The 12,269-nt window shown below is 74.2% G+C and carries 11 protein-coding genes; 6 read left to right on the top strand and 5 right to left on the bottom strand.

Features of this window, described 5'->3' with window-relative positions; translation table 11 throughout:
• The 3 genes from F6X68_RS23820 to F6X68_RS23810 all read right to left on the bottom strand — a co-directional run.
• Positions 1-844: ABC transporter transmembrane domain-containing protein (locus F6X68_RS23820; protein ID WP_151456368.1), on the bottom strand; the 844-nt coding region annotated here is incomplete at its 3' end.
• Positions 845-895: 51 nt separating this feature from the next.
• The gene (locus F6X68_RS23815) at positions 896-1,984 is read right to left on the bottom strand and encodes a zinc-binding alcohol dehydrogenase (protein WP_151456367.1); all 1,089 of its coding nucleotides are present in this window, start codon (positions 1,982-1,984) and stop codon (positions 896-898) included.
• Complete coding sequence (locus F6X68_RS23810) at positions 1,977-2,984, bottom strand: Gfo/Idh/MocA family protein (protein ID WP_151456366.1); 1,008 nt, start codon at positions 2,982-2,984, stop codon at positions 1,977-1,979. The genes F6X68_RS23815 and F6X68_RS23810 overlap by 8 nt, the downstream gene beginning before the upstream one ends.
• Positions 2,985-3,192: 208 nt before the next feature.
• On the opposite strand from F6X68_RS23810, the gene F6X68_RS23805 reads away from it, so the two are divergent.
• The 5 genes from F6X68_RS23805 to ctaD all read left to right on the top strand — a co-directional run bounded on the left by F6X68_RS23805 (position 3,193) and on the right by ctaD (position 8,986).
• Positions 3,193-4,191, top strand: coding sequence for a glucosyl-3-phosphoglycerate synthase (locus tag F6X68_RS23805; RefSeq protein WP_192581519.1), 999 nt, complete (start codon positions 3,193-3,195; stop codon positions 4,189-4,191).
• 73 nt (positions 4,192-4,264) lie between these two features.
• Entirely contained in the window at positions 4,265-5,422 is a 1,158-nt protein-coding gene (locus F6X68_RS23800; protein WP_151456365.1) for a glycosyltransferase, read from the top strand.
• Positions 5,423-5,594: 172 nt separating this feature from the next.
• A complete protein-coding gene (locus F6X68_RS23795; protein ID WP_151456370.1) occupies positions 5,595-6,047 on the top strand; it encodes a DUF4383 domain-containing protein in 453 nt (150 codons plus the stop codon).
• A gap of 104 nt (positions 6,048-6,151) precedes the next feature.
• Positions 6,152-6,880, top strand: coding sequence for an STAS domain-containing protein (locus F6X68_RS23790; RefSeq protein ID WP_151456364.1), 729 nt, complete (start codon positions 6,152-6,154; stop codon positions 6,878-6,880).
• 105 nt (positions 6,881-6,985) lie between these two features.
• On the top strand, positions 6,986-8,986 hold the full coding sequence (gene ctaD, locus F6X68_RS23785) for a cytochrome c oxidase subunit I (RefSeq protein WP_151456363.1): 2,001 nt from the start codon (positions 6,986-6,988) through the stop codon (positions 8,984-8,986).
• Between the two features lie 59 nt (positions 8,987-9,045).
• Here ctaD and F6X68_RS23780 read toward each other — a convergent pair whose 3' ends face one another.
• Both F6X68_RS23780 and F6X68_RS23775 read right to left on the bottom strand, forming a co-directional pair.
• Positions 9,046-10,188 (bottom strand): SigB/SigF/SigG family RNA polymerase sigma factor, encoded by a 1,143-nt coding sequence (locus F6X68_RS23780; RefSeq protein ID WP_151456362.1) that lies wholly within the window; start codon positions 10,186-10,188, stop codon positions 9,046-9,048.
• A 228-nt stretch (positions 10,189-10,416) separates the two neighbouring features.
• Positions 10,417-11,829 (bottom strand): hypothetical protein, encoded by a 1,413-nt coding sequence (locus F6X68_RS23775; protein WP_151456369.1) that lies wholly within the window; start codon positions 11,827-11,829, stop codon positions 10,417-10,419.
• 223 nt (positions 11,830-12,052) lie between these two features.
• Between F6X68_RS23775 and F6X68_RS23770 the strand changes: the two genes are divergently transcribed.
• On the top strand, positions 12,053-12,269 hold a 217-nt coding region (locus tag F6X68_RS23770), incomplete at its 3' end, for a CDGSH iron-sulfur domain-containing protein (RefSeq protein WP_151456361.1).

Raw genomic sequence — 12,269 nt, 5'->3', positions numbered from 1 at the left:
CCAGCAGGAACGCCCCCTGGATGGTGACGCTGCTAGCCGGGCCGACGAACGCCTGCACCCGGGCCACCCGCAGGCCCGCCGCGTACGCCCGCGCGGCGCTGACGCCGATCGCGTCGGCCTCGCGCCGCTCCGCCCGCGCCGCCCGGATCGTCCGGGCGGCGGAGATGGCGCGTTCCACCGCCGAGGTCATCTCGCCGACGCGTTCCTGGGCGGCGCGGGCCAGGCCCCGCACCCGGTGGGCGAAGGCGACGGCGATGCCGATGCCGGCGGCCACCCCGAGCAGGGTCACCCCGAACAGCACCGGGTCGAGCAGGACCATCGCGCCCCCCGCGCCGAGCACCATCACGGCGCCGGTGACGACCTCGAACAGGCCGGAGGTCACCACCGCGCGCAGCAGGGTGGTGTCCGAGCCGACGCGGGAGAGCAGGTCGCCGGTGCGGCGGCGGTCGTACTCGGCGATCGGCAGCCGCAGCAGGTGGCCGGCCAGCCGCCGCCGGGTGCCCAGCACGACCCCCTCCGCGGTGCGTTGCAGCAGGTAGTCCCGCACCCCGCCGATCGCCGCGGCCACCAGCACCAGGGCGACCAGCGCCGCGACCAGGCCGGCCACCGATCGGCTGCCGGAGAGCCCGTCCAGCACCGAGCGGGTGAGCAGCGGTTGTGCCAGTGACGCCGCCGCGCCGGCCAGCGACAGCGCGCCCACCACGGCGAGGGTGCCGCGGTGGGCGCGCAGGTACGGCAGCAGGGCGGCCAGGCCGATCCGCCGGTCGTCCACGGGGGCGCCCGAACCGCCGGCGGCGGTCGGCACGGGGTCGTCGGGGGTCGTCACGGGAGCGGCGGCGGTCATGGCTGGCACGGTATCGGGCCGCGCCATCCGCCCGGGGGGCGACGCGGGGCCTCAGGCGGTCAGCACCACCTGGAGCTCCTGGCGGCGCCGCTCGGCGAGATCGGTCAGCAGGGCCGGGGCCTGCTCGAACGGCACCACCGCCGAGACGAGGTGCTTGCGGATCACGTCCCCGTACGCGCGCAGCAGGTCGATCGTCTCGGCGGAGAGGCGCTCCCGGTCCCAGGTGGGGGCGAGCCCGCGCGGCACCCGGCCGATCTGCGCGCACCGCAGCGACAGTCCGTTGTGGTGGAACTCCTCGCCGAACCGGACCGCGTCCGCGCCGGCCTGGTAGAAGGCCAGGTCGACGACCGTGCCCTGGGGGCGCAGCAGGCGCAGCGCGAGCTGCAACGCCCACGCCTGCCCCCGGCACTGGAACACCACGTCGGCGCCCCGGTCGCCGGGGCCGTGCGCCCAGCGGGTCTTGAGCACCACCGCCGGGTCGTCGGCCTCCGGGTCGAGGGTCTCCAGGCCCAGCGCCTCGGCGACGGCCCGCCGCTGCGGGGTCGGGTCGAGCACCACCACCGAGGCGGCGCCGTGCCGCTTGGCGAACAGGGCGGTGAGCAGGGCCACCACCCCGCTGCCGACGACCGCGACCCGGCGGCCCCGCACCCCGTCGCCCAGCGACCGCACGTCGGCGCCGTGCAGGTCGGCGGCGGCGTGCAGCACCCCGTTGGCGCAGATCGGCCCCATGTGCGCGACGTAGACGCCGAGCAGCGGGTCGAGGTCCTCGGGCAACGGCACGAACCGCTCGGCGACCGGGTCGGCGACCCAGCCGGTGCGGTGTCCGTACGTCATCGCGCCGACGGTGCCCACGGCGACGGCGGGCGTACGGCTCTCCACCACCCGGCCCACCTGCATGTAGCCCAGCCGGGTCACCGGGTACGGGGTGCTGGCCGCGCCCGGCTGGAAGAGCCCGAGGTCGGCGTTCCAGGTGACGTTGAGGTAGGGGTTGGTGCCCTTGACGTAGCTGAGTTCGGTGCCCGCGGAGACGCCGCTGAACAGCGTCTCGACCCGGAACGTGCCGTCGGTCAGCTCGGCGGCGTCCTGCTCGACCAGCTCCACCCGGCCCGGGCCGCTGACCACCACGACGTGGTCACGCATCGACGGTCACCCCCGCGGCGAGCGGCGCGGCGACGGGCGTGTCCAGCCGTACGGGCCGGCCGGTGCGGGCGGAGTCGGCGACCGCGAGGGCGAGCCGCTGGGTGCCGAGGGCCTCGGCGTACGGGACGCGGACGTCGTCGCCGACGCCCCGGACCGCGTCGACGAAGGCCCGGTCCACGGCCACCCGGGCGGCCTCGGGGTCGGCGTCGAAGCGGCGTTCCCCGTCGGCGTCGCGTACGACCAGGCCGTCCTCGCTGAGCGAGAGGGCCAGCCCGTCGGCGAGGATCTCCAGTCCGGCGCGGTGCTTCCAGCCGAGCACGCAGGCGGCGGTGAGCGTGCCGACCGCGCCGCCGGCGAAGCGCAGCGTCGCGGTGGTCACCGAGTCGATGTCGGCGCCGTCGACGGACGGCGGGGTGCCGTTGCCGTACGCGGTGACCTCGGTGGCCTCGCCGACCAGGCACCGGATGAGGTCCAACACGTGGGCGGCCTGCTCGACCACGGGGCCGCCGGAGCGGTCCCGCCGCGACCACCAGGCCACCGGGGGCACCTTGTCCCACCACGCGCCGCTGACCATCCGCACCGGACGGTCGCCGAGCAGTTCCCGGGCCTGCTGCACCACCGGCAGGTACCGCCAGTGGTGCCCGACGCCGGTGAGCAGCCCCCGCCCGGCCACCAGGTCGGCGATGCGCTCGGCGGTCACCAGGTCGACGGCGACCGGCTTCTCGACGAACATGGGCACACCGGCCGCGACGACCGCCTCCTCGGCCGGCCCGTGGGCGAACGGCGGCACGCAGACGTAGACCGCGTCCGGCCCGGCGGCCAGCAGTTCCCCGACGTCGCCGAAGGTCCGGGCGCCGTGCGCGTCCGCCAGTTCCGCCGCCGCCTCCGGCACCACGTCGGTCACCCCGAGCAGTTCCACGTCCGCGAAGCCGCCCAACACCCGGGCGTGGCGTTGCGCCACCCCGCCGGCCCCAACCAGTCCCACCCGGCACGTGCGCATGTAAGAGCCCCTTCGCCACAGTTTCGCGTTCGGCGACTGCACTCCCCCCGCGTGCGCGCAACCAAACGTTCACCAGGGCGGAACCCGGTCACGTCACTGACGTGATCAAGCTGTTAGGCATGCTGCGTTAGCGCGAGTGCGGTAGTGGGAAAAACAGGGAAGGTTTTTCCGCCACGATCTGGGGGTGCCTGTGCGGAATACGGAAACGATGGTGTCACCGGTGGTGGAGGCGTGGGCCACCTACCGCACCACGTCGGCGGGTGACTGGCCGGCGCGGCGGCTGATCCGCGCCAAGGGGGACAGCAGGGTCAGCGTGGTCCTGCCGGCCCGAAACGAGGAGGCCACGGTCGGCGCGATCGTGTCGACGATCCGCGAGCACCTGATGGAGCGGGTGGCCCTGGTCGACGAGCTGATCGTGGTGGACTCCCGGTCCACCGACCGCACCGCCAGCGTGGCCCGCGCCGCCGGCGCGGAGGTGGTGAGCCAGGACGCGATGACCCGGGGCCTGCCCCGGCTGACCGGCAAGGGCGACGCGCTCTGGGCGGGGTTAGCCGCGGCCGAGGGCGACGTGGTGGCGTTCATCGACGCCGACCTGCGCGAGTTCCGTCCGCACTTCGTGACCGGGCTGATCGGTCCCCTGCTGACCGATCCCTCGGTGGACTTCGTGAAGGGCTTCTACCACCGCCCGCTGGTCGGGGCGTCGAGTGTGGAGGCCGACGGCGGCGGGCGGGTGACGGAGCTGATGGCCCGGCCGATGCTGAACCTGTTCTGGCCCGAGTTGGCGGGCTTCGTGCAGCCCCTCGCCGGTGAGTACGCCGGCCGCCGGGAGGTGCTGGAGCGGGTGCCGTTCGTCTCCGGCTACGGGGTCGAGACGGCGATGCTCATCGACCTGCTCGAGCTGGTCGGGTTGGACGCGCTGGCCCAGGTGGACCTGGGCGAGCGCAAGCACCGCCACCAGGACACGGCCGCGCTGGGCCGGATGTCGGCCCAGATCATGCTCACCGCCTGGTCGCGGCTGCAGCGGCGCGGCTGGGCGGCACCGGGGGCGATGCCCGCCGCGCTGCTGACCCAGTTCCGGCGCGGCGGCTCCGACGCCCTGCCGAACCTGGACCGGGAGATCGTCGTCAGCGACGTCTCCGTCGAGGAACGGCCGCCCCTGGCCGAGCTGCGGCACCGGATCCCCCGCCGACGGGTCGCCGCGGCGTGACCACGCGACCCCCCGTGACCGCGAACGACCGGACGCGGACGGCCCAGGCCCCCGCCGAGGGAAGGAATCCCGCATGAGCCTCACCGTCCTGATGAACGCCGGTCCGTGGCTGTCCGTGCCGCCGCCCGGCTACGGCGGCATCGAGAACGTGATCGCGACGCTGGTGCCGGAGTTGCGCCGGCTCGGCGTACGGGTGGTGCTCGCGTCGGTCGACAGCAGCACCCTGCCGGTCGACGAGAAGTTCTCCGTCTTTCCCGACGGGCAGTTCCACGCCCTGCAACGGCCGTACAACCAGGTCTGCGGCATCTCCCAGGCGCACCTGAACGGCGTGGTGCGCGCGTTGCACTCGCGCGACGACATCGACCTGGTGCACGACCATGTGGAGGCGGTCGGCCTGGCGACGCTCGCCGCGATGGGCCCGGACGCCCCGCCGGCCCTGCACACGCTGCACTGGGACCTGGCCAAGCACCCGGCGCTCTACGGCAACGTCGACGGCGGCGACCGGGTCCGGGTCAACGGGGTCTCCGCCTCGCAGCTGGCCCGCGCGCCCCAAGCGTTGCGGGAGCACTCGGTGGGCCACGTGCACCTGTCCACCCCGCTCGCCGTCGACGCGGACCGTCGGCCCCGGGTGGAGAAGGGCGACTATCTGATCATCCTCGGCCGGATCAACCCGGGCAAGGGCCAGGACGTGGGCGCGCGCCTCGCCCGGCGGGTGGGGGTGCCGCTGGTGCTCGCCGGGCCCGTCGGCCCGTACCACCGGCCGGAGGACCTGGCCGCCGCCGGGGACGAGGCCCGGCAGAACCCGGACGTCCGGTTCTTCTACGACGAGGTGGCGCCGCACGTCGACGGTGACCTGGTCCGCTGGGTGGGCACCGTGGCCGGGCAGGAACGCGACGACCTGCTGGCCGGCGCCCGGGCCTCGCTGTTCCCGCTGCGCTGGGAGGAGCCGGGCGGCACGGCGGTGGTCGAGTCGCTGGCCCTGGGCACGCCGGTGGTGGCCACCGCCCGGGGCTGCCTGCCCGAGCTGATCGAGCACGGCCGCACCGGCCTGCTCACCGCCGACGAGGAGGAGCTGGGCGATCTGCTGCTGGCCGCCGGCCTGCTGGATCCGGACGAGTGCCGGCGCGAGGCCGCCGTCCGCTTCACCCCCGCGGTGATGGCCGAGAAGTACGTGGGCCTCTACGAGCGGGTCCGCCAGCTCGCCGCCGCACCGCGCCTGCAACCGGCCTGACCGGCGATCCGCACCCCGGGGCCGGCCCGCCGTCACGGTGGGCCGGCCCCGGCTGTGTGCCGGCGCCTGGATGGGGCGGTCCCCCGGCGGTGGGGTTTGACGGTGGGGGCAGCGGGAAGGCGCGATCCACTCAGCGTTCTCGCACAGTGAGGAGACGGCGGTGACCGGTCCCATGGCGCACTCCCGCGCCCGGCACAACCCGGCCGACGGCAGGGCTCCCGTCCGGCGGGCCGCCACCGCCGTGGCGGTGGTCTTCCTCCTGGTCGGCGTGCTCGGCTTCGTGCCGGGCATCACCAGCAACTTCGGCGACCTGCGCTTCGCCGGGCACGACTCCGAATCCAAGCTGCTCGGCCTGTTCCAGGTCTCGGTGCTGCACAACATCGTCCACCTGCTCTTCGGGGTGGCCGGGCTGCTGCTGGCCCGCACCGTCACGGGCGCGCGGACGTACCTGGTCGGCGGCGGCGCGATCTACCTGGTGCTCTGGCTCTACGGCCTGGTGATCGACCATGACAGCGCGGCCAACTTCATCCCGGTCAACAACGCCGACAACTGGCTGCACCTGTTCCTGGGCCTGGGCATGATCGCGCTCGGCATCCTGACCACGCGGGACCGGACCCGCCGGTGACGCATCGTGACCGGCCGGGGCGGCGACGCCCCGGCCGGTCCGTTTGACCCTCCGCGCGGCCGGGTAGTTCGCAGATCCCCGACGATGCGAAACGAGGGCGCCCGATGCCGAGCCGGATCACCTGCGAGGTGCACGACGAGTCGCCGGTGACCGTCGTACGCCTGCGTGGCGGTCTCGATCTCGGCACGATGCGCACGGTGCACGACGCGCTCGACGGCTGCCTCGCCAGCCAGCCCGACGCGCTCGTGGTCGACCTCACCGACGTCACCGTCCGTGACCGGCTCGCCCTCTCGGTCTTCGCCGCCATCGCCCGTCGCGCGGCCGGCTGGCCGGCGGTGCCCGTCGTGCTGTGCGCCCCGCCGGGCGAGGCGGCGACCTGGCTGGCCCAGTCGACCGCCTGCCGGGTGGTGCCCGTGCGCCGCGACTGCGACGAGGCGACCCGGGTGGCGAACGCGGCGGCGGCGCCCCGGCTGCGGGCCCGGCTCGAACCGGTGGCGGAGGCCTGCCGGCGGGCGCGGGAGCTGGTCACCGACGCGTGCGCCCGCTGGAACCTGCCGGAGACCGTCGGGCCGGCGTCGCTGGTGCTCAGCGAGCTGGTCGGCAACGTCGTCCGGCACGCCGGCACACCGATGCAGGTGACGCTGACCCTGTGCCGGCCGTACCTGCACCTGGTCGTCGCCGACGGCAGCCGGACCGCGGTCCGGGCCGGCGCCGCCGACCTGCGCGCCGAGGGCGGCCGGGGGCTGCTGCTCGTCCGCGAGACGGCCCAGCGGTGGGGCAGCGCCCCCGCCGGCGACGGGAAGGTCGTCTGGGCCATACTGCCCGCGAATTGACCGAATTTACCACTCTCGCCTGAATAACCGCTGTCGCCTGGTTTCATGGGATGCGGGGCGGGTAGCCGCGCCGTCCTATCTGTCGTCTGGCGGGGTGAGAGTCACATGCCCAAGCGGGTAACCACGGAACCACGCGACCGAGGACCGGCGATCCTGGCGCCGGCACGCTTCGGCGGCTACCCCGGGCCGCTGCGCAAGGCGCTTCCCGGCGGCAAACTGACCCGGTTCCTGGCCACCACCGACCACAAGCAGATCGGCCTGCTCTACCTGCTGACCTCGTTCGGCTTCTTCCTGGTCGCCGGGATCCAGGCGATGCTGATGCGCGCCGAGTTGGCCCGGCCCAACCTGCAGTTCCTCTCGGCCGAGCAGTACAACCAGCTCTTCACCTCGCACGGCGCGGTCATGCTGCTGCTGTTCGCCACCCCCGCGGCGTTCGGGTTCGCCAACTACATCGTGCCGATCCAGATCGGCGCCCCCGACGTGTCGTTCCCCCGGCTCAACGCCCTCGCGTACTGGCTCTACCTGTTCGGCGGCCTGATGGTGCTCGGGGGATTCCTCACCCCGGGCGGCTCCGCCGACTTCGGCTGGACCGCGTACTCGCCGCTGAGCAGCCAGGAGCACTCCCCCGGCGTCGGCGCCAACATGTGGGTGATCGGCCTGGTGATCTCGGGGCTGGGCACCATCCTCGGCGCCGTCAACCTGATCACCACGATCCTCACCCTGCGCGCGCCGGGCATGACCATGTTCCGGATGCCGATCTTCACCTGGAACATGCTCTTCACCAGCGTGCTGGTGATCCTGGTGTTCCCGCTGCTCGCCGCCGCGCTGCTGGCGCTCGCGGCCGACCGGCTGCTCAACGCCCACGTGTACGACCCGGGGACCGCCGGCCCGATGCTCTACCAGCACCTGTTCTGGTTCTTCGGCCATCCCGAGGTCTACATCATCGCGATTCCGTTCTTCGGCATCATCACCGAGATCATCCCCGTCTTCTCCCGCAAGCCGATCTTCGGATACACCGGCCTCGTGCTGGCCACCATCGCGATCACCGTGCTGTCGATGACCGTGTGGGCCCACCACATGTTCGCCACCGGCCAGGTGCTGCTGCCGTTCTTCAGCATCCTGAGCTACCTGATCGCGGTGCCCACCGGCGTGAAGTTCTTCAACTGGATCGGCACCATGTGGAAGGGGCAGATCACCTTCGAGACGCCGATGCTCTTCGCGATCGGCTTCCTGGTCACCTTCCTCTTCGGCGGCCTCACCGGGGTGCTGCTGGCCAGCCCGCCGGCGGACTGGCACACCCACGACACGTACTTTGTCGTCGGGCACTTCCACTACGTGCTGTTCGGCACGGTGGTCTTCGCGCTCTTCGGCGGCTTCTACTTCTGGTGGCCGAAAATGACCGGACGGCTGCTCGACGACCGGCTCGGCAAGGCCCACTTCTGGACCATGTTCCTCGGCTTCCACGGCACCTTCCTCGTCCAGCACTGGCTGGGCAACGAGGGCATGCCCCGCCGGTACGCCGACTACCTGCCGTCCGACGGGTTCACCGCCCTGAACACCATCTCCAGCATCTCCGCCTTCGTGCTCGGCGCGTCCACGCTCTTCTTCATCTGGAACGCCTGGAAGTCCTGGCGCTACGGGGCGATGGTGAACGTCGACGACCCGTGGGGCTTCGGCAACTCGCTGGAGTGGGCCACCACCTGCCCGCCGCCGCTGCGCAACTTCGACCGGATGCCCCGGATCCGCTCGGAGCGACCCGCCTTCGACGCCAAGTACGGTCCGCTCGTCGCCGACCTCGGCCGGGACCTGCCCCAGCGCACCACGAAGCCGCCGCAGGACTTCGGCGACGAGCTGCACCGCGAGAGGCACGTGCCCGAGGCGCCGGCCGCCGAGGGGGCGCACGGCGCGCGGGAGGCCGCCGCGTTCCAGCCCGCGGCGCAGTCCGGGGCCCGGCCCGTGGACGTCCCCGAGCCGGACGACATCCGTCGGCCCAGCTTCGAGCAGACCGACGAGCCGGAGGAGACCCGCCCCGGCGGCGACCGGGAGCCGCAGGCCAGGGAGCGCTGGCGGCATCCGCGCGGGCCCGGCGACACGCCCGAGCGCTGAGCGGGCGTACGCGAGAGGGCCGGCACCCCGGGGGTGCCGGCCCTCTTCGCGACGTGGTCTCAGCCCTCGCGGGCCGCCGCCAGGCCCGCCGCGGTGAGTGAGCGGCGCACGGCCGGCTGGACGCGGGTCAGCCGTAGCGGTACCCCGGTGCGGGCGGCGGCCTCGCGGCCCGCCATCAGCGCGGCGATGCCGCCGGCGTCGAAGCCACCGGCGCCCACCAGGTCGACCACCACCTCGGCGGGCTGCCCGGTCACCGCCTCCAGCATCGCCCGGCGGAGCTGGTCCGCGCCGTCCCGGTCGACCTCCCCGCCGACCTCCACGACCACCCGGTCGCCGTTGTGCCGCACCGAGATCCTGGTCTTCGCCGGCTCGGACGACTCGGCGGTCCCGTTCTGCCACGGCGGCGGGGCGTCGGCCAGCATCGCCTGACGCAGCCAGGTCAGCGCCCGCGACAGCAGCCGGGAGACGTGCATCTGGGAGATGCCGAAGCGGGCGGCGATCTCCGCCTGGGTCTGGTTGCCGTAGAAGCGCATGGCCAGGATGCGCCGCTCCCGCCAGGGCAGCCGGTGCAGAAGCCCGCTGACCGTCACCCGGTCGTCGACGGACTCCAGCGCGTTGTCGGACTCGCCGACCAGGTCGCCGAACTCCGCCGAGCTCTCCCCGCCGACGGGGGCGTTCAGCGAGGCCGGACTGTAGCCGGCGGCCGACTCCAGCGCGGCGAGGATCTCCTCCTGCGGGGTCTCCAGCCGTTCCGCCAGCTCGGCGACCGTCGGGGCCCGGGACAGCTCGCTGGTCAGCGCGGAGGTGGCCTGCCCGACCTCCAGGATCAGGTCGCGCAGCCGGCGCGGCACGTGCACGCCCCAGGTGCGGTCGCGGAAGTGCCGCTTGATCTCGCCGACGATGGTGATGGCCGCGTATGCGGTGAAGGAGCCCCGCTCGGGGTCGTACCGGTCGACGGCGTTGACCAGGCCGAGCCGGGCGACCTGCTCCAGGTCCTCCAGCGGCTCGCCCCGCCCCCGGTAGCGGCGGGCCAGCCGGCCCGCGAACGGCAGGGCGAACCGGACGAGGTCGTCACGTGCCTCCTGGCGTCGTTCGGGCGGTAGGCCCTCGATCCGCGCCGCGTACGCCAGTGCGGCCGCGTCGAGGTCCTCCAGACCCCGATCGGTCGGAGGTGGTGTGGTCGTGGTGGTCTGTCCGAACATCCGCGCCTCCCTCAGGAAGGTCCCCCGCCCGGATTCAGGAAACCGGTCGTGCGCGCGCGTGGTCGCACCACGCCCGGGCCGGAAAATGGGTCACATGACTGGGATGTCAGCGGGCGACGGCGCCACGCCGGACGGCGTGATCAGGCCGTCGCAGCCAGCGGTGTTCCCGCTCCGTAGGTACTCAATCACGGGACCCGGGGTTCGCGAGGATGTTTCGAAAGGGCCGACTCAACAGACGAGTAACCCCTGGTGGGAGCCGCCGTCGCGCAGCGCCGCGAGAGCCTCGGGGACGGTCATCGGCGGCGGCGTCGGCAGGTCGTACGGCTGCGCCCGCAGCACCTCCGTCGCCCGGCGGGTGGGCACCGAGGTGACCGGGTAGCCGCGCGCCGAGGTGCGGTCCAGCGCCCGCCGGCGGCGCCCGAAGCCGGCGACGGCCAGCCACTGGGGCAGCCCGGCCAGCGCTGGCGACCGCAGGCCGGGCGGCTCGGGCAGCACGTCCACCGAGCTGAACGGCTCGCTCCCGGCGAGCCACCACTCCGCCGCCTCCACGCTGCGCCGGGTGGCGTTCTCGCACCAGTACGGCACCATGCCGGCCCGGACCACCTGCCACGGGTCGAGGAGCCGGCCGCACTCCACCACCAGCCGGTCACCGGTCTTGCCGGCCGCGCGCAGCCAGCGCCGGTACAGGTCGGCGGTCGCGGCGCTGAGCGCCTCCGGCCGCGGCACGAGGACCCGGTGCAGCGGATGCCCGTGCCCGCCGGCCCACTCCTGGACGCCGGCCTCGAAACCGGACTCCACGCCGTGTTCCGCCGGCTCGGGCGGCGAGGCGACCTCCGGCGGCTCCCAGTGCGCGCCGTCCCCGCCAGCCGAACGGAGCACCTGGCGCAGGGCATGGCTGTCCGGGTGGAAGTCGACCGGGTCGAGGCCGCTGCCCGGGCAGCCGACCTGGAAGCTGTGCCCCGGGGCGGAGTCGAAGACCGGCCAGGTGCGGGCGTCGCGCAGCAGCAGCACCGGGGCGCCGGGCTCCAGCCGGTCGGCCAGGAACCGCGCGTACGCGGCCGGCAGGGACCGCCACCGGGCCGCCAGCGACACCGTGGCGCCGGCCAGCGCGCCCCGGCTCGCGGGGCAGTGCACCTGACGGACGTGCAGGTCGGCGTTGCCGCCGAGGAGACGGGCGGTGAGGGCGGCACCGTGGTCCAGGGCGGCCTGCGGCCGGTCGACGGCGCCCTGCGCCCAGTGCACGGTCATCTCGAACCCGGCCGGTAGCCAGGGCACGCCGAGCGCCATCGCCAGGTGCGCGGCCGCGCCGTGCGGGGAGCCGATCAGGGCGCCCGGGTAGCGGCGGCGCGGGTACTGCTCGGCGAACCAGCGGGCGACCCGGCCCGCGTCGACCTCGGCGGTCTGGCCGGGGGTGAGCGCCACCCGGCCGGCCGCCCGGATCACCGCCGCCCGGCGCACCGGTTCGGGCGCGCCGACGAACCGAGACAGCGGCCCCGGGTGTCCCGGGTGTCCGAGGTCGGCGCAGTCGGTGCCGCGCAGCGCCCGCGCGGTGGCGGCCACCAGCACCCGCGCGGCGCTGCCGGCGGCCACCACCCGGTCGCCCGCCAGCCCGGCACCCTCGGCCGTGAGCCCCTTGCGCACCTTGTGCCCCGGCTCCACCTTGCCTCGTTCGCTCACCACGCGGCCCGGCTTCCCGTCCCGATGGGGTTCAAACGGGGCATCCCCCACCGGGCGGGAGCAATCAGAAGATCCCGGGCGGGCCACCGCCGAACCGCCGAACCGGGTGACGACGCCGGTCACGCACCGCGACGGCACGCCGGTGAGCTGGGGTTTCAGTGCCGGAGCAAGGGGCACTTCAGCGCCCATGCGCACCGACGACGACACTCCCGCGGCAGCCACCATCACCCCCTACCAGGACGGCCCGCTGCTGGTCCGGGGCGACTTCGCCCTGGTCACCCCCGACGGGGAGACCATCGACGCGCGGCGGGGCACGGTGGCCCTGTGCCGCTGCGGGAAGTCGGCGCTCAAGCCGTTCTGCGACGGCACCCACAAGGCCGTCAACTTCCGCGCCGCCCCCACCC

This window comes from Micromonospora sp. AMSO12t, from assembly GCF_008806585.1.
GTDB classification, from domain to species: Bacteria; Actinomycetota; Actinomycetes; order Mycobacteriales; family Micromonosporaceae; genus Micromonospora; species Micromonospora reichwaldensis.
Note: the sequence above shows the minus strand (reverse complement) of the source record. Positions and strands in the feature narration are given on the sequence as shown.